The 17611-nt window shown below is 69.9% G+C and carries 16 protein-coding genes; 7 read left to right on the top strand and 9 right to left on the bottom strand.

Translation table 11 applies throughout. From position 1 onward, the window contains the following. Nucleotides 1-9 precede the first annotated feature (9 nt). The 4 genes from rplI to rpsF form a co-directional block, all read right to left on the bottom strand. The gene (gene rplI / locus AB0N27_RS17925) at nt 10-456 is read right to left on the bottom strand and encodes a 50S ribosomal protein L9 (protein WP_151487665.1); all 447 of its coding nucleotides are present in this window, start codon (nt 454-456) and stop codon (nt 10-12) included. 14 nt (nt 457-470) lie between these two features. Beyond that, nucleotides 471-710, bottom strand: coding sequence for a 30S ribosomal protein S18 (gene rpsR / locus AB0N27_RS17920; RefSeq protein WP_013289355.1), 240 nt, complete (start codon nt 708-710; stop codon nt 471-473). Nucleotides 711-751: 41 nt separating this feature from the next. Next, nucleotides 752-1288, bottom strand: a complete 537-nt coding sequence (locus AB0N27_RS17915) for a single-stranded DNA-binding protein (protein WP_354815052.1) — start codon at nt 1286-1288, stop codon at nt 752-754. Between the two features lie 81 nt (nt 1289-1369). Then, entirely contained in the window at nt 1370-1660 is a 291-nt protein-coding gene (gene rpsF, locus AB0N27_RS17910; RefSeq protein ID WP_074315517.1) for a 30S ribosomal protein S6, read from the bottom strand. Nucleotides 1661-2302: 642 nt separating this feature from the next. On the opposite strand from rpsF, the gene AB0N27_RS17905 reads away from it, so the two are divergent. Together AB0N27_RS17905 and AB0N27_RS17900 are read left to right on the top strand one after the other, a co-directional pair. Continuing rightward, nucleotides 2303-3094 (top strand): deoxyribonuclease IV, encoded by a 792-nt coding sequence (locus AB0N27_RS17905; protein WP_364370239.1) that lies wholly within the window; start codon nt 2303-2305, stop codon nt 3092-3094. After that, nucleotides 3091-5292, top strand: coding sequence for a hypothetical protein (locus tag AB0N27_RS17900; protein WP_364370236.1), 2202 nt, complete (start codon nt 3091-3093; stop codon nt 5290-5292). Before AB0N27_RS17905 ends, AB0N27_RS17900 begins: the two co-directional genes overlap by 4 nt. A 124-nt stretch (nt 5293-5416) precedes the next feature. Here the strand turns inward: AB0N27_RS17900 and AB0N27_RS17895 are convergent, their stop codons facing one another. Both AB0N27_RS17895 and AB0N27_RS17890 read right to left on the bottom strand, forming a co-directional pair. After that, on the bottom strand, nt 5417-6919 hold the full coding sequence (locus AB0N27_RS17895) for a glycosyltransferase 87 family protein (protein ID WP_364370233.1): 1503 nt from the start codon (nt 6917-6919) through the stop codon (nt 5417-5419). Nucleotides 6920-7047: 128 nt separating this feature from the next. Further along, complete coding sequence (locus tag AB0N27_RS17890) at nt 7048-9525, bottom strand: transglycosylase domain-containing protein (protein ID WP_364370230.1); 2478 nt, start codon at nt 9523-9525, stop codon at nt 7048-7050. A 91-nt stretch (nt 9526-9616) separates the two neighbouring features. Between AB0N27_RS17890 and AB0N27_RS17885 the strand changes: the two genes are divergently transcribed. Next, entirely contained in the window at nt 9617-9973 is a 357-nt protein-coding gene (locus AB0N27_RS17885) for a hypothetical protein (protein ID WP_364370227.1), read from the top strand. A 139-nt stretch (nt 9974-10112) separates the two neighbouring features. Here AB0N27_RS17885 and AB0N27_RS17880 read toward each other — a convergent pair whose 3' ends face one another. Continuing rightward, entirely contained in the window at nt 10113-10562 is a 450-nt protein-coding gene (locus AB0N27_RS17880; RefSeq protein ID WP_364370224.1) for a DUF5318 domain-containing protein, read from the bottom strand. Between the two features lie 175 nt (nt 10563-10737). Here AB0N27_RS17880 and AB0N27_RS17875 point away from each other — a divergent pair, with 175 nt between their 5' ends. Together AB0N27_RS17875 and AB0N27_RS17870 are read left to right on the top strand one after the other, a co-directional pair. Next, on the top strand, nt 10738-11376 hold the full coding sequence (locus AB0N27_RS17875) for a PadR family transcriptional regulator (RefSeq protein ID WP_139588080.1): 639 nt from the start codon (nt 10738-10740) through the stop codon (nt 11374-11376). A 23-nt stretch (nt 11377-11399) separates the two neighbouring features. Continuing rightward, complete coding sequence (locus tag AB0N27_RS17870; protein ID WP_139588081.1) at nt 11400-12479, top strand: inositol-3-phosphate synthase; 1080 nt, start codon at nt 11400-11402, stop codon at nt 12477-12479. A gap of 60 nt (nt 12480-12539) precedes the next feature. Here the strand turns inward: AB0N27_RS17870 and AB0N27_RS17865 are convergent, their stop codons facing one another. Together AB0N27_RS17865 and AB0N27_RS17860 are read right to left on the bottom strand one after the other, a co-directional pair. Further along, entirely contained in the window at nt 12540-13025 is a 486-nt protein-coding gene (locus AB0N27_RS17865) for a methylated-DNA--[protein]-cysteine S-methyltransferase (RefSeq protein ID WP_364370219.1), read from the bottom strand. Between the two features lie 169 nt (nt 13026-13194). After that, nucleotides 13195-15285: a S8 family serine peptidase gene (locus tag AB0N27_RS17860; protein WP_364370216.1), complete on the bottom strand. Its 2091-nt coding sequence runs from the start codon at nt 15283-15285 to the stop codon at nt 13195-13197. Nucleotides 15286-15505: 220 nt separating this feature from the next. On the opposite strand from AB0N27_RS17860, the gene AB0N27_RS17855 reads away from it, so the two are divergent. Together AB0N27_RS17855 and AB0N27_RS17850 are read left to right on the top strand one after the other, a co-directional pair. Further along, nucleotides 15506-16027: a hypothetical protein gene (locus AB0N27_RS17855; RefSeq protein WP_364370213.1), complete on the top strand. Its 522-nt coding sequence runs from the start codon at nt 15506-15508 to the stop codon at nt 16025-16027. Between the two features lie 28 nt (nt 16028-16055). Then, nucleotides 16056-17573: an SPFH domain-containing protein gene (locus AB0N27_RS17850; RefSeq protein WP_364370210.1), complete on the top strand. Its 1518-nt coding sequence runs from the start codon at nt 16056-16058 to the stop codon at nt 17571-17573. Nucleotides 17574-17611: the final 38 nt, after the last annotated feature.

Below are 17611 nucleotides of genomic sequence, written 5' to 3'. Positions count from 1 at the left end.
TTACCGGCGTCAGCCCTGAACGACGTTCAGGTTGAACGACGCGGTCACCTCGGGGTGCAGCTTGATCTTCACCGGGTAGCTGCCGGTCGACTTGATGTGACCGGGCACCTCCAGCCGGCGGCGGTCCAGGACCGGGCCCCCGGCGCCCTTGACGGCGTCGACGATCTCGGCCGGGGTGACCGAGCCGAAGAGCCGACCGCCGTCACCGGCGCGGGCCTTCAGGCTGACCTTGAGCCCCTCGAGCTGACCCTTGACCTCGTTCGCGTGGTCGAGGTCGCGGATCTCACGGGCCGAACGGGCCCGCTTGATGACCGTGACCTGCTTTTCCGCGCCCTTGGTCCAGGCGATCGCGAAGCCCTGCGGCAGCAGGTAGTTACGGCCGTAGCCGTCCTTGACCTCGACGATGTCGCCCGGGGCACCGAGGCCGGACACTTCCTGAGTCAGGATGATCTTCATATCGGTGCCTCCTCTCAGCGGGTGGTGGCCGTGTACGGCAGGAGCGCCATCTCGCGGGCGTTCTTGACCGCGCGGGCGATCTGCCGCTGCTGCTGCGAGGTCACGCCGGTCACCCGTCGAGCGCGGATCTTGCCGCGGTCGGAGATGAACTTGCGCAGCAGCGCGGTGTCCTTGTAATCGATGTAGGTGATCCCGTCCTTGTCGAGCGGGTTCACCTTCTTCTTCGGCTTGCGAAGTGCCGCAGCCTTGGCCATTGCACGTGCTCCTGGTTTGCGATCGCGGGCGCTCGGCGCCATTAGAACGGTGGCTCCTCGTCAAAATTGGCGCCCGAACCGGCACGCGCGGGAGAGGGTGCGGCCGAAGCCCAGGGGTCGTCGAAGTTGCCTCCGCCGCCACCCTGGTTGCCACCACCACCGCCGCCACCGAAGCCGCCGCCACCGCCGCCGGAGCGGGACATCTTCTGCACCTTCGCCGTGGCGTAGCGCAGCGACGGGCCGATCTCGTCGACCTCGAGCTCGATGACTGTGCGCTTCTCACCCTCGCGGGTCTCGTAGGACCGCTGACGCAGCCGACCCGACACGATCACCCGGGCGCCACGCTGCAGCGACTCGGCGACGTGCTCGGCGGCCTGCCGCCAGACGGTGCAAGCGAGGAACAGCGGCTCGCCGTCCTTCCACTCGCCCGACGCCTTGTCCATGAAGCGGGGCGTCGAGGCGACTCGGAACTTGGCGACCGCAGCCCCGGAGGGGGTGAACCGCAACTCGGGGTCATCGGTCAGATTGCCGATGACCGTGATGGTGGTGTCTCCTGCCATGACCATCTCCTCGCGCACTCAGCGTCTCGTCGTACAGGCTCGCAGAGCCCTCCGACAGAGTCGCGGAGGCTGATCCGGACGAACCGGGGGTTTGAAGGCTTAGCGCATTTCCGGTCGGATGACCTTGGTGCGCAGCACGGACTCGTTGAGTCGCAGCTGACGGTCCAGCTCGGCGACAGCGGCAGGCGTGGCCTGCAGGTCGACGACGGCGTAGATGCCCTCTGCCTTTTTGTTGATCTCGTACGCGAGGCGCCTGCGGCCCCACACGTCCGTCTTCTCAACCGAGCCACCCGCGGTCCGGATCACATTCAGGTACGTGTCGAGAGACGGGGCGACGGTGCGCTCCTCGAGGCTGGGGTCGAGGATCACCATGACTTCGTAATGACGCAAGACGTGCTCACCTCCTGTGGGCTAAGCGGCCACGGTCCTTCCGTGGCAGGAGGTCGTGCGTCGCTGCCCGCACGTGCCGGGGGAACCCGGCCGGACGCGGACAACCTGACCAGGATACCCGGTCCGGACGATCATGCCCGGGGTGGTCGGGTCGGGCCCCGGGGCGTGCCGACGGGGGTCCACCGCCTGACCGCCATTGGTCAGTGGTGGACCCCCGTCAACGAGGCCGCGGGGCGTCCCGTCCGCATTCCTTGGGTGGGACCTGGGGAGGAACGACCACACCGATGAGGTTGGACTGGAGACGCCCCGCGGAGCTTTATCGTGTTGTTACCTGACGATACAACGGCTCTTGTGCCTTCTCGGGGGAAATAGCACAAATTTCCGAGATTGTTCATCGGTGGAGATCGGGTCTGCCAGGTCGGTCGCCCCCGCCTCGCCGGGCCGCGCGGCGGGGGTGACCTCGTTGTCGGTCCGTCGGCCACCGGCTGCCGTGCCGGCGCTCGCGCCATCCGGCGGTACCGGGCGTTGGCCGCCGGCTCCAAATCCATCAACGATCGTCGGTCCGTCCGGTGACGCGGACCCCTGCCGATGCCACGCCGGCCGTCACCCCACCTGTCGGGCTCGCGACGTAGGCTCGCTCGCATGCGTATCGGAGCTCACGTCGATTCGACCGACCCGCTGGCGGAGGCGGCCGCCCGGTCCGCCGACACCGTGCAGTTCTTCCTCTCTGACCCGCAGGGATGGAAGGCACCCAAACCTCGGGAGGACGCCGAGCGGCTGCGCGCGGCCGAGGTGGATCTGTATGTGCACGCGCCCTACGTGATCAATGTGGCGACACTCAACAACCGGATCCGGATCCCCAGCCGCAAACTGCTGCTCGGGCACGCCACCGCCGCCGCCGCGATCGGCGCCAAGGGCCTGATCGTCCACGGTGGGCACGTCAACGCCGGGGACGACCTGGCCGTCGGCTTCGACAACTGGCGCAAGACCTTCGCGTACGCGGCGGACTCCGGCGGCTTCGGCGTCCCCGTGCTCATCGAGAACACGGCAGGCGGCGACAACGCGTGCGCCCGCCGCCTGGACGCGCTCGCCCGACTGTGGGACGCGGTCGGCGACCACGAGGTGGGCTTCTGCCTGGACACCTGCCACGCGTACGCGGGCGGTGAGGAGCTGCTCGGCCTGGTCGACCGGGTCAAGGCGATCACCGGACGGATCGACCTGGTGCACGCCAACAACTCCAAGGGCGCGTTCAACTCGGGCCAGGACCGGCACGACAACCTGGGCGGCGGGACGATCGACCCGGAGTTGGTGGTCGCGGTGATCCGGGCGGCCGGAGCACCTGTGGTCGTCGAGACCCCAGGCGGCGTCTCCGGCCAGGCCGCCGACATCGACTTCCTGCGCCAGCAGCTCGGCACCGGGAGCCCGGCGGCATGACGACCGGCCAACCCGGGACCGGGAACGCCCGACCCACCCCCGACGACCCGGGGGCGCGCCCGGCCGGCACGACGACCGGCCCCGCGACGGAGGCCACCTCGGGCGACGGCCCCGAGCCGACGTCCACGACGACGTCCGCGACGACCGCCGTCCTGAAGGACGAGCCGACCAGTGGTGGCACCGCCAAGGGTGACGCGGCCAAGGACGACGAGGCCTACGACACTACGGACGCCGCCAAGGGCAACCCGGCCCAGCGCGACGCCGCCACGGATGCCGCCACCGGGGACAGCGCGGCCGACAATGCCGCCGCCAAGGACGCCGCGCCCACGGGTGCCGCCGCCACCGCCAAGGACGCCACCGCCAAGGACGCCGCCCCTGGGAGCGATGCGACAAAGGATGGCGACCAGGCGAAGCCGGAGGAGGGAGGCGATCGCTGGGACAAGTGGGCCTCCACCCCCGAGCCGGTGCCCTCCCGGCTCACCCGGGGGGCACGCGCCGTCGGCCGGTCCCTGATCCACGAGTGGACGCTGGCGAGCCTCGGCGCGCTGGCGCTGGCCGTGCTGATGACCTGGCCGACGCTGCGCTACCCGCGCTACACGCTTCCACAGGACTACTGGGACCCGAGCCTGCAGAGCTGGCAGATGGCCTGGTCCGGGCACATCCTGCTGGCTGACCCCGCCCGCCTGTGGCAGTCCAACACGTTCTTCCCCGAGCTGTGGAGCTTCGCGTTCTCCGACACGCTGCTCGGCTACGCCCCGGCGGGGATGCTCGGCAGCGGCCCCGAGGACGCGGTGCTGCGCTACAACATCATGTTCGTGCTGGCGCACGCGCTCGCGACGCTCGGGGCGTACGCGCTGGCGCGGCAGCTCGGCTCCGGCCGGATCGGTGGTGCGGTGGCCGGCGTCGCGTACGCGTACGCGCCGTGGCTGCTGGCCCAGGCCGGTCACCTGCACGTGCTGTCGAACGGCGGGATCCCGCTGGCGCTCGCGATGCTGGCACGCGGGCACGGCTGGTCGCTGCGGTACGGCTACCGGCCCGAACGACGGCACGACGGCTGGGTGTACGCGGGCTGGCTGGTCGCCGCCTGGCAGCTCAGCCTCGGTTTCGGCATCGGCCTGCCGTTCGCGTACTTCCTCGCCGGTGCGGTGCTCGTGGCCGCTGTCCTGTTCCTCGTTCGCCGACTCCGGACAGGTCAGGCGCTGCCGTTCGGTCGCCGGCTGCTCGTCGCCGACGTGCTCGGCGGGGTGTTCTTCGCAGGGGTGGGCCTGCTCCTGGCGTACCCCTATTTCAAGGTGACCGAGCTGCACCCGTACGCCGAGCGGACGATCGGCGACATCAGCATCTTCTCACCGCCGGCCTCCGGTTTCGTGACGGCACCCGCCGAGTCACGGATCTGGGGTGACCTGCACGAGGGCGCCCGCGCGGCGCTGCCGTGGCACCCGGAGATGACGCTGCTGCCGGGCTTCGTGCTCTACGCGTTGGCCGCCGGCGGGCTGTTCTTCTCGGTGTGGCGGCTGCGGCACCGGCTGCTGCTGCTCGCCGGGGTGCTGGTCACCATGGTCCTCGCGATGGGCACCCGTTTCTTCGACGGCACGTTCACCTACCTGCCGCTGTTCGAGCACGCGCCGGGGTGGAACGCGATGCGTACCCCGGGGCGGTTGATGTTGTGGACCACGCTGTTGCTGGCGCTGCTCGCGGCCGGTGCGGTCACCGCGCTCACCGACCGGGTCCGTGAGCTGGCAGCGCAGCGGATCCCGTCCTGGCCGGGCCCGTGGCTGCGGCTGGCCACCCTGCTGCCGTTGCTGCTGGTGACAGTCGAGGGCCTGAACACCACGCCCCACCCGGTGGTGCCGACCCAACCGGCGGCGCTGCGTTCGGCGCAGGGGCCGCTGCTGGTGCTGCCCAGCAACCAGAGCCTCGACCAGCACGTGATGCTCTGGTCGACAAGCGGCTTCCCTGACGTGGTGAACGGCGGCAGCGGTTTCACGCCGCGTCAGCTCGACGACGTCCGCCGGGTGAGCCAGTCGTTCCCCGACCAGACCAGCGTCGATTACCTGCGGACGCTAGGTGTCCGCACGGTGGTGCTGCTGCGTGGGCAGGTTCCCGGCACGCCCTGGGAGATCACCATCGACGCGCCTGTCGAGTCGCTCGGCATCACGCGCCAGGACGTGGGCGACGCGGTGGTGTATCGGCTCTGACGCTCCTGCCCTCGCCGGGGCGGTTTCGGGGGAGCCCACTCGGCTCCGGACGGTCAGGCTTGATCCCTGCGCCGGGCGGGCTCCCCCGAAACCTGCGTGGTCCGGTCGCGTCGTCTGTGGGGGATCAGGTGGTGGCGGGCTCGGGCTGGGGTTCGCTTGTTGTCGCCGGTCGGCGCCAGCGGTCGAGCCAGGGGGCGTCGGGGGCGCCGTCGAGGACGCCGCCGTCCGGATCGTCCGGGTAGTTGGCCCGCACCGCGTCCCGCTCGGGGTCCAGTATCTCCCGGACGACAAGCACGCAGAGCACCACCACAGTGGTCAGCCGCAACGTCGAGGCCATCACGAACACGCCCTCCGGGAAGACCGGACGGCTGGTGGCCGCGCCGAGCAGCTCGCCGTAGAAGGCGACGAAGTAGCAGACCTCGGCGATCTGCCACGCCAGGAAGGCACCCCACTTCGGCCGGGCCAGCACCACCAGCGGCAGCAGCCACAGCACGAACTGCTGGGACCACACCTTGCTGAAGATGAGGAACGCGGCGACCACCAGGAACGCGAGCTGCGCCAGCCGCGGCCGGCGCGGCGCCCGCAGCGCCAGCACTGCCACGCCGAGGCAGGCGAGCGCGAACAGGGCGTACGAGATGGTGTTGAGGGTGCTGATGTTGACGTTCAGCCACTCGAACGGACCGAGCCGGGAGGGATCACCGACCTTGCCGTCCAGGTAGCGCCCGATGTACCAGAGCGTTCCCCAGTCGATGGGTCTCGTGGTGTTCAACTCGAAGAACCGGTCCCAGTTCTCCGGGTACGCCCGTGCCGCCGGCAGGTTGACGAGCACCACCGCCGCGATGGCCGTACCGATGGCGATGAGCGCGGCGCGGACCCGCTCGGCGCGCAGTGCCAGGACGAGGATCGGGCCGAGCAGGAACAGCGGCCACAGCTTCGCCGCGCCCGCGAGGCCGAGCAGGACACCGGCCACCGCCGGTCGTCGGCGCGCCCAGGCCAGCAGGCCTAACGCGGCCAACCCGATGGCGAGCAGGTCCCAGTTGACTGTGGCGGTGAGCAGCAGCGCAGGGGCGAGCGCGAACAGCGCCGCGTCCCAGGGTCGTCGGCGGCGCAGGGCCAGGATCACCGCCACCGTGGCCACCGCGAGGGCGCCAAGCACCAGCGCGTTGAGGTTGTAGAACCACTGACCCTGGTTGATGCTCGGGTCGCCGTCGCCCAGGGCGTGCACGGGCAGACCCAGCGCCCCCATGAAGTAGCCGGTGAGCACCGGGTACTCCACCGGGTGGTCGCGGTAGGGCACCTTGCCCTCGTTGAGCCCCTCGGCGTAGTACAGGGCGAGCACGTCGGTGTAGCAGAACCGCGTGTACTGGACGTTGTTCTGCCAGGCGCCGTCCTGGCAGGGAGACTTCTGCACCCAGTGCAGGGCGAGCGTGAGGCAGGCAAGCGCCAGCACGATCCGTACGGCCGTCCAGAAGCGGCGTTCCCCGCCGGCCGGCCGGTCCAGGGCTGTCGCGTGGTCGCCCAGCGGCCCGCCGATCAACCCGGAGATGCCGCGGACGAACCCGTCGGAGCGGGACGGGTGGTCGGTGGTTCCGGCGTCGTCGATGCCGGGCGTCGACTGGGTGCTCATGGAAAGGCATCCTGCCGTACGGCGGGGGTGCGCGTCCCCTCCTGGCACCCAGATCCGGGGTACGGAAAACGCCGCAGCCGGTCGGACCTGTCGTCCGGCCGGCTGCGGCGTTGCGGTTGTGCGGGTGGTCAGTCCCGGGTGTTGGGTGTCAGACCGGGTAACAGTCCGCCACCGGCCCCGCCGTTTCCACCGTTGCCGGGGCCGCCAGGCCCGCCGGGACCGGTGCCGCCGTTGTTGCCGTCGGTACGCGGGCAGAACGGGTTGGTAAGCGGGTCACAGGGCTGCCCGCCGCCCGGACCACCCGGCCCACCGGGCAGGCCGGGGACGGTCGGCTGCACGACCGGCTCCTTGCCGTTGCCCTTCGTGGTGTCGCCCTCGCCGGTGACGCTGGGCAGGGAGATCTCGTCCTGGCCCTTGAGGGCGGTGTTCATGTACTTCTCCCAGATCGGGCCGGGCAGCGTCGAGCCACCGATCGGCTTACCGCCGGTGAGGCGGATCTGGGGCTTCTTCGGATCGCGGCTGCCCACCCAGACGGCTGTGGCTATCTGCGGGGTGTAGCCGACCGTCCACGCGTGGGCGTTGTCCTTGCTGTCGTACTCCCAGGTGCCGGTCTTGGCGGCGGCCTGGCGGCCGCCCTCGAGCGTCAGGTTGTTGGGCTTGGGGATCTGCTTCAGGACACCTGTGACCTCATCGGTGACCTTCTTGTCGATCCGCTCCTCCGGCTTGATGCGCTCGCTGCCGACGACCTTCCACTTGCCGGTGACCTTGTCCTGCTGCTCGACCTTGATGACGAAGTGCGCCTTGATGTACTTGCCGTCGTTGGCGAACGTGGCCATGGCGTTGGCATGGTCGAACACGGTGATCGGGTACTTGCCGAAACCGGTGTAGTTGTCGAACGGGTTCGGGCCCTTCTTCGACAGGTCGAAGGCCTTCGGCGGATCGACGCCCCACATGGTGGTCACGCCGGCCTTGCGGGCCATGTCGACCACCTTCTCGGCGCCGATCTCCTTGGTGACCCAGTAGAAGGGCACGTTGTACGACTGGACCGTCGACTCTTCGAGGGTGCAGTACTTGCCGCACTTGAGGTTGGTGCGGCCGGCGTTACCGATCGGGACCTTGGAGCCCTCGGGCTTGTACGGCGTCGGATCCCAGTGCGACTTCACCGAGATGCCCGCCTCGATGGCGGCGGCCAGGGTGTACACCTTCATCGACGAGCCGGGCTGGTGGCCGCCGGTGAGGTCGCCGTTCTTGTCGGTGTTCTTGCCCGCGTAGTCGAAGTCGGCGCCGCTGTCACCGCCGTAGTAGGCGAGCACGCGACCCTTCTTCGGGTCGATCGAGACGACTGCCGCCATCAGGTTCTTCGGCTGGTCGTTGAGCTCGGAGCCCTTCTTCGACTGCATCGCCGTGTTCTCGGCGGCCGACTGGAGCTTCGGGTCGATGGTGGTGGTGATCCGGTAGCCGCCGTCCCGCAGGGCGTCGACGCAACTGACCTTGCCATCTGCGCCGCTGTCGGAGCAGAGACCCATCTGGTCCATCTCCTGGCGGACGTAGTTGATGACGTTGCCTCGGGGGCTGTCGACACCGAAGCCGTTGCCGTCCTTCTTCGGAGGTTGGACCTTCGGGTACTCGATCGGGGTGGCCGGGTCGAGCCAGCCCTCCTTCTTCATGCCGTCGATCACGTAGTCCCAGCGGGTCTTGGCGTCGGTCGGGTTGACCGCCGGGTCGTAACCCCTGTGGGTTTCGGTCGCCTGCGGCTGTTTGATCAGCGCGGCCAGGACCGCCCCCTCGGCGGGGGTGAGTTTGATGGCCGGCTTGGCGAAGTAGGTCTGCGCCGCCGCCTCGATGCCGTACGCGCCGCGTCCGAAGTAGATCACGTTGAGGTAGTGCTGCATGATCTCCGGCTTGCTGTACCTGTCGTTCAGCTTGGAGGCGAGGATGGCCTCCTTCACCTTCCGGCCGTACGTGTCGTCCTTGAGGTTCTCGAACGCGTTGCGGGCGTACTGCTGGGTGATCGTCGAGGCGCCCTGCTTGTCACCGTTGGAGACGTTGTTCCACGCGGCGCGGATGATGCCCTTGTAGTCGACGCCGGAGTGCCGGTAGAAGTTCCGGTCCTCGGCCGCCGCCACCGCGTGCTGCACGTGCTCGGGGATCTGGTTGATGGTGACGAATGTGCGGTTCTCGCTGCCGAGGCGCGCCAGCGGAGTCTTGCCGTCCTTGGCGTAGACGGTTGTGGAGAGCGGCAGCGGCATCTCGTTCGGCATGACGACGTTCGTCGAGTAGTAGGTGAACCCGACCACGCCGATGCCGGCGAGCATGATGAAGACGGCGAAACCGGCGATCAGCAGGTTCATCCGCTTGCGCTTCTTGGCGCGGGCCGCTCCGGCCGGGTCACCGGCGCCGCGACCACCACGTCCGCCGCGCCCCGGACCGTTCGGGCCGCCGGGGCCACCCGGGCCGCCGGAGACCGGGGAGACACTCGCCCTGGCGACCGCGGCACGCCCGCCCACCGACGCGGAGCCCACACTGGCCCGGCCGGCCGAGGCGGCGCCGACGGCGGCGGTGCCGACCGTGGCCCGACCCGCAGGCGCGCCGGGTGCCGGCGACACCGGGACAGAGGCACGACCCGCTCCGGCACGACCGGCGGCCCCACCCGGTGCCGGCGACACCGGCACCGAGGCACGGCCGCTGCGGCCCGGAGTGGCCGACCCGACCGACGCCGACCCCACCGAGGCCGACCCCACCGAGGCCGACCCGGCCGCACCGCCGCGCGGGGGCACCGAGGCGGAGCCGCCCACCGACGCCCGGCCGCCAGCGGCCCGCGGTGTCACCGACGCACGGCCCGGAGGCGCCGCGCCCTCCGGAGCCGACCAGCCGCCTCCGCCGGAGTCACCGCCCGGTCGGCGGTACGCGTCGTTCGCGCCCGGCCCGGAGTCACCGTCGGGGCCCGAATACTGGGCCCGTCCGCGCGCAGAACTGGGATCGCCGTACGAGTTCATTCCTCACACCCTGCCGGTCGCGGTGGGGCGCGACTGCGCCGCCACCGGGTTGCCGTGAGTTGCTTCACCCGGATCGCCGGCACGGGGGTGCCGGTCCACCAGGGTCATTGCTGTATCAATCGGGCTATTCAGACCAACGAGCGGTCGGCCGTCCCGGGTCATGTCTGCGGCCCCGGGGCCGGTCGAACCAGCTGTGATCACCGTTGAGCCTCTCGCCTCCGCCGACCCGTGCCCTCGGCGCCCGCCATGTCCTGTTCGGCGACACCGTCGCCGTCGGCAGTGAGACCATCACGGCCGAGCAGGTACTGCTCGACGAGATGGTTCCAGTCACAGCCGAGGCACACCTCCACCACGAAGACCTGAAACTCACGCAGCGTCATCGCCAGCACTGGCAGCTCGGCAAGTGTCCGGGCCTGGCCGGCGGACTGCTTGAGTTCGTCACCGTAAATGTAGTGGACGAGCGTCAGATTCTCGCTGCGACAGATGGGGCAGCGCCGGTCCGTCGGCTCGCCGTGGAACCGAGCCGCGTTCTTCAGGTACGGGGACGCGTCGCACACGTCGTACGTGCCGACCCGGCCGGCCAGGAGCTCACGCAGCACTGCTCGCTTCTGAAGCGAGTAGTCGACGACCTGGCGCTGCGTACGCATGCGGAGAAGGGTACGCGGTCCGGCCCGAGCAGGCGACCACGGTCACGATCCGTGACGGGAACATCTCGGAACGGGGGTTTGCCCTGGCACCCGCGACCCGCTAACGTGCGATGTATCGGTCCGATACATCGCGGCGGTTGCCGCTCCCGCCGGAGGGTACAAGAGAGGGTGGCCAGTGCTCGAATTCGCCATCCTCGGCCTCCTCCAGGAGTCTCCGATGCACGGCTACGAGCTGCGCAAGGAACTGACCGCCAAACTCGGCGCGATCCGGGCGGCGATCAGCTACGGCTCGCTCTACCCGACGCTACGCAGGTTGCAGGCGGCGGGATGGATCACCGAAGCTGCCGAGACGCCCGCCACCGCCGAGGAGGTTCCCGCGCTGACCAGCCGACGTGGTCGGGTGGTCTACAAAATCACCGCGGAAGGCAAGGAACGCTTCGCCCAGCTGATCGCACAGGCGGGGCCCGAGACGTACGACGACACGGGCTTCGGGGTGCACTTCGCGTTCTTCGCCCGGACCGACCAGGCGACCCGCCTGCGCATCCTGGAGGGTCGCCGCCGCAAGATCGAGGAGCGTCGCGAAGGGCTTCGCGACGTGCTGGGCCGGGCAGCCGAGCGCCTCGACGCTTACACCTTGGAACTGCAGCGCCACGGCCTTGACGCCTGTGAGCGTGAGGTCCGCTGGCTGGAGGAGCTCATCGCCAACGAGCGCTCCGGCCGAGCCCCGACGGTCCCCCAGGTGGGGACGGCCGGTGGCCGACGAGAAGACAACAGCCCGCCTCCGCCTGGAGAGACCAGGAAAGAGCGGCCGTGACAGAAAAGAAGGAGGCAGACGCTATGGGCTCCGTCCGCGTCGCCATCGTCGGTGTGGGTAACTGCGCCTCGTCCCTGGTTCAGGGCGTCGAGTACTACCGGAATGCCGACCCGAACGACCGCGTCCCGGGTCTCATGCACGTCGCCTTCGGCGACTACCACGTCAACGCCGTGGAGTTCGTCGCGGCATTCGACGTGGACGCCAAGAAGGTGGGCATGGACCTCGCGGAGGCGATCGTCGCCAGCGAGAACAACACCATCAAGCTCTGCGACGTGCCGCCGACCGGCGTGTCCGTGCAGCGCGGTCCGACCTTCGACGGTCTGGGCCAGTACTACCGCGAGATCGTCGAGGAGTCCGACGCCACCCCCGTCGACGTGGCGCAGGCGCTGCGTGACGCGCAGGTCGACGTGGTCGTCTGCTACCTCCCGGTCGGCTCCGAGCAGGCCGCCAAGTTCTACGCCCAGGCCGCTATCGACGCCGGCTGCGCGTTCGTCAACGCCCTGCCGGTCTTCATCGCCTCCGACCCGGAGTGGGCCCAGAAGTTCACCGACGCTGGCCTGCCGATCGTCGGCGACGACATCAAGAGCCAGGTCGGCGCCACCATCGTGCACCGCGCCCTCGCGAAGCTCTTCGAGGACCGCGGCGTCGAGCTGCTGCGCACGTACCAGCTCAACTTCGGCGGCAACATGGACTTCATGAACATGCTGGAGCGCAAGCGGCTCGTCTCGAAGAAGATCTCGAAGACCCAGTCGGTCACCTCGCAGATCCCGCACGAGATGAGCAAGAGCGACGTGCACATCGGCCCGTCGGACCACGTGCCGTGGCTGGACGACCGCAAGTGGGCGTACATCCGCCTGGAAGGTCGCTCGTTCGGTGACACCCCGCTCAACGCCGAGCTCAAGCTCGAGGTGTGGGACTCGCCGAACTCGGCAGGCGTCATCATCGACGCGGTCCGCGCCGCGAAGATCGCGCTGGACCGGAAGATCGGCGGCCCGATCCTGTCGGCCTCGTCGTACTTCATGAAGTCCCCGCCGGTGCAGTACGCCGACCACGACGCCCACCAGGCCGTCGAGGAGTTCATCGCCGGTGAGGTCGAGCGCTGACCCGCTGAGCACGCGAACACCGCCGAGGGCCGGGTCCGTTGGGACCCGGCCCTCGCCGTGTCAGGCTCCGTACCAGGCGTCCCGCAGGGCCACCCGCGTTTCCAGCTCCAGCAGGTGCACCTTGCGCGGCAACCCGCCGCCGAACCCGACCAGCTTGCCTCCCGCACCGACGATCCGGTGACACGGTACGAGCACCGGGACCGGGTTGCGGTTGCAGGCCACACCCACCGCCCGCGCCGCCCCGGGATCACCGACCCGGCGCGCGACCTCACCGTAGGTCAACGTCTCGCCGTACGGGATGAGAGTCATCTCCCGCCAGACGGCCCGCTCGAAGTCCGAGCCGCGCGGAACCGACACCGGAACCGTGAACGCCGTCAACTCACCGGCGAAGTACGCCCGCAGCTCGTCGACGGCCTGCCGGGACACCGTGTCGGCGGGCTCGTCGGCGGCCGACTCCACCCGACCGAAGTGCGCGCCGCAGACGGTCTCGCCGTCGCTGGCCACGGAGAACTCGCCGATCGGCGAGTCGAGCACAGTCCAGCGCATCAAGCCATTGTCCCCGACGCGGTCGGTGGACCGGACGGCCCGTCGCCCGGCAGATCCGCTCGGCACCCTCGATGTGCCACCGCCCACACGGGCGGTGCCCGCCGACGCCGCCCGGTGAGGGGCGACGCCGACGGGCACCGATGGATGAACTGGTGGTGCGGAGACCCGGTCAGGCCGGGTTGATGAAGTACCGCTCGCCGGCCGACAGACCGAAGTCGTCAAGCTCATCGTTGAAGTTCTTGTTCGGAATGAGCTGACTGGTGCCGGCGCTGCCCGCGCTGACCGCCTGCTGGTCGATGTCCGCCCGCAACCAGATCGACCCGTCGCCCCGGTACCAGGGAAGGTCGAAGATCTCCCAGTCGCTGACGGCCGGTCCGGAGGCGATGAGCGGCTTGCTGCCCGCACCCTCGGCGCTGACGTACTTCCCGTTGGCCAGCGACCGGAGCGCGAAGTAGCCGTAGCCGATGTCGACCATCTCGAACTTCTCCCACGTGCTGGCCGTGGAGGCCAGCGGGATCAGCGGCTTCGAACCCGCACCGTCGGCGGAGACGTACAACCCGCTGGCGGCCGACCTGATGGTGACGATCGGGTTCGGGGCCTCGACGAAGAACTTCTCCCAGGTGCTCGCGCTCGGCGCGTTGGCGATCAACGTGCCACCGGTGTTCGGTGCGCTCACGAACTTGTTGTTGACAATCGCACGGAGACTCACCGTTCCGTCCGCATTGTTGATCAGCTGGAACTTCTCCCAGGTGCTGATCGCCGGCCCGTTGGCGATCAGCGGCTTGCTGCCCGCCCCGTCGGCCGAGACGAACTTCCCGTTGACCTTCGCCCGCAACGCGACAAGACCGCTGCCGGCGTCGACGATGTCGAACCTCTCCCAGGCGCCGAACGCCGGGCCGTTGTTGACGAGCGGTTTGCTGCCCGCCCCGTCGGCCGAGACGAACTTCCCGTTGGAGCGAGCCCGCAACCCGTGTGCGTCGCGTGCCGGAGACACCGCGGCCGCCACGTTCAGCAGCCGGTCCACGCCGCCCCACGGGTTGTGCACCGCACCGGCGATGCCCGTGCTGACGATGGTGTCCCGGACCTGCGCCGGGCTCCAGGTCGGGTTGGCCTCGAGCAGCAGCGCTGCGGCGCCCGCGACGTGCGGGCTGGCCATCGACGTGCCGTTGAAGGACACCGAGCCGTTGCCGGTCCCGGCCGCGGCGGAGACGATGCTCATGCCCGGCGCGTAGATGTCGATGCAGCTGCCGTAGTTGGTCCACCAGGAGCGGTAGTCGACCATGTCGGTCGCGCCCACGGTGATCGCGGCCGACACGTTCGCCGGCGAGTAGTAGCAGGCGTCGTCATAGTCGTTGCCGGCGGCGACGGCGTAGGTCAGACCGTTGGCGATCGAGTTGTTGATCGCGTTGGTCACGGCCTGGTAGTTGCCCTCGTCGTAGCCCCCGAGGCTCAGGTTGACCACGGAGGGCCCGGTCTTGTGCGTGGTCGCCCAGTCGATCGCGGCGACGATGTGGTCGGTGCGGGCTCCGCCCACGCACGGAAAGACTCGAAGGCCCACGAGCTTGACGTCCTTGGCCACGCCGAACCGGGTGCCACCGATGGTGCCCGCGACGTGGGTGCCGTGGCCGTCACAGTCCTCGGCGACGTCGTCCTGGTCGACGAAGTCGTACCCGGAGACGGCCCGGCCACCGAAGTCCTCGTGGGCCACGTCGATGCCGGTGTCGATCACGAACGCGGTGACGCCGGCGCCGGTGGTCGGGTAGGAGTACGAGCCGTCCAACTTGGGCGAGGCCTGGTCGACGCGGTCAAGACCCCACGAGGGGGGCGAGGTCTGCGTCCCGCTCGTCGACATCGTCCGGACCGGCTCCACGTAGGCGACGTCCGAGTTGGCGGCCAGCCGGTCCGCCTGCTGGCGGGTCATGGTGGCGGAGTAGCCGTTGAGCGCCTTCTCGAAGACCCGGCGGACCGTGCCGCCGTTCCCCTTGGTCAACGCCGTGGCGGCGGCCTTGCGCTGCCCCGGAGTGGCCATCTTGCCCTTCAGGACGACGATGTAGCTGTCCGGCACGATGGCGCTGGTCTTGCCCTTGGAGGGCTTGGAGTCGCCGTGCGCGCCCGCGACCTTGTGAGCGGGCTCGGCCGACGAAGGAGCAGTTGGTTTGGCCAGCGCGGCGCCACCGGTGCCGGCGCTGACGATGAGGGTTGCGGAGGCGATGGCGATGCCCGCCACCGCCGAGCGGCGAATGACGCCACGACGTTTCACAGACAGATCTCCCCGTGTCTTCGTTGACCGCCCCCTGCGGGCGACCAACCGCCCCGGCCGCTCCCACTGGCGCATCGATGTACGCCGCAGCCGCCGGGCGTCCCGTCATGATGGACGATCCCATCGGCCAGCGCCTCGGCCTTTCGGTCGGTACGCACCCGTGTCGTCGTGCTTCTGTCATCCCGACGGCCGGCCCGGAACCTTGCGGAGTGTCGATACCTTGCAGGTCGTGGCCACGGGGACGCTCATCTTTCTGATCATCGGCGGTGCGGGCGTCGCTGTGCTGGCTCTCGCGTTGCTCGGCACCGAGTTGCTCCACTTCGGGCACGTCGACGTGGACGGGCCGATCTCGCTCGAGACGGTCGCCGGCTTTGCCGGGGCGTTCGGGTTCGGCGGTGCCATCGTCAACGAACTGCTCGGCGCGCGTACACCGGGCATGATCGCTGGCGCGGCGGCCGGCGGCCTGCTCGCGGCCGTGCCCACCGGCTGGCTGGCCTCACGGTTCGGCCGGGCGGCCCGGAACATGCGCACCGACCCCACGCCCACCCGCGACGACCTGGTGGGGGCGCTCGGCCTGGTCGTCACGCCCGTGCCGGTCAACGGCTACGGCGAGGTCCGGGTACGCGTGGCCGGACAACCGGTCAAGCTCAACGCCCGCGCGGACCAGCCGATCCCGATCGGCGCCCAGGTCTTCGTCGTGCAGGCGCTCAGCGAGACAAGCGTGCACGTCGAGACCTACTGACTCCTCCTCTACAGACGGGACTTCATCCATGCCCCTGCTGATCGCCATCGGCGGCGCGGTCCTCCTCGTACTCATCCTGGTGTTGTTCGTGCTCTCCCGGATCAAGGTGGCCGGGCCGAACGAGGCGTTCATCGTCACCGGTCGCAAGGGCCGCACCACCCAGACCGCCGACGGCGCCAGGTCGACCGACAACTCCGGGCAGAAGGTCGTGCTGGGCGCCTCGGTGTTCGTGCTGCCGGTGGTGCAGAAACTCCAGTCGCTCGACCTGTCCAGCCGCCGGATCGACGTCGGCATCCGGGGAGCGGTGAGCAAGCAGGGCATCCGCGCCGACCTGCACGGCGTGGCGATCGTCAAGGTAGGCGGAACCGAGGACGCGATCCGGGCCGCCGCCCAGCGGTTCCTGCACCAGCAGGACGAGATCGACAACTTCACCCGCGAGGTGCTGGCCGGTGCGCTGCGGTCGATCGTCGGCCGGCTCACCGTCGAGGAGGTCATCCGGGACCGGGCCGCGTTCGCCAGCGCGGTCGCCGAGGAGGCCGAGCACTCGATGACCAACCAGGGCCTGGTGCTGGACACGTTCCAACTCCAGGACATCCTCGCCGAGGGCTCGTACCTGCAGGACCTGGGCCGGCCCGAGGCCGCCCGGGTGCTCAAGGACGCGGCGATCGCCGAGGCGCGGGCCCGGCAGCAGGCCGAACAGGAGCGGCTGCTCGCCGAGGAGGCCATCGCCGAGGCCAACCGGAACCTGGCCCTCAAGCAGGCCGGCATCCAGGCCGAGATCGACGCGGCGAAGGCCAAGTCCGCCGCGGCCGGACCGCTCGCCCAGGCCGAACGGGACCAGGCGATCCTCTCCGAGCAGCAGAAGGTCGCCGAGCGCAACGCCGAACTCAAGCAGCGCCAGCTCGACACCGAGGTCCGCAAGCCGGCCGACGCGGCCCGGTACAAGGTGGAGCAGGAGGCCGAGGCGTCCCGCAACGCGGCGGTGCTGCACGCCGACGCGCAGCGGCAGTCGGTCATCGCCGCCGCGCAGGCCTCCGCCGAGCAGGCCCGCCTCACCGGTGAGGGTGAGCGCGCCCGACGGGCCGCGCTCGCGGAGGCGAACGCCATCGAGGGCGCCAAGGAGGGTGAGGCCGAGCAGCGGCGGCGCTCCGCCATCGCCGAGGCCGTGGAGCGGGAAGGTCAGGCCGAGGCGGCGGCCATCCTGGCCAAGGGTGAGGCCGAGGCGGACGCGATGGCGCGCAAGGCCGAGGCGTTCGCCGCGTACGGGGAGGCAGCAGTCCTCGACCTGCTGGTCAAGGTGCTGCCGCAGGTCGTCGAGGCGGCAAGCGCCCCGATCGGCGCTATCGACAAGATGACTGTCATCTCCACCGACGGCGCCTCGTCGCTGACGAAGTCGGTGGCCGGCAACGTGGCCCAGGGCCTCCAGCTCGGCAGCGACCTGACCGGGATCGACCTGCCCGGTCTGCTGGCGCGGATCGGCTCGGCGTCCGCTCCGACCGGCAATGGCGCCGCGTCCGTTGACGGGAAGGCCGTCGAAACCCGCTGACCCGGTACGCCGACGGGCGCCGCTCCCGGCTGGGGGTG

The sequence above is a fragment of the Micromonospora sp. NPDC093244 genome (genome assembly GCF_040683695.1).
In the GTDB taxonomy this organism is placed as follows: domain Bacteria; phylum Actinomycetota; class Actinomycetes; order Mycobacteriales; family Micromonosporaceae; genus Micromonospora.
The sequence above is the reverse complement of the archived record's forward strand: the minus strand, read 5'-3'. Positions and strand labels throughout refer to the sequence as shown.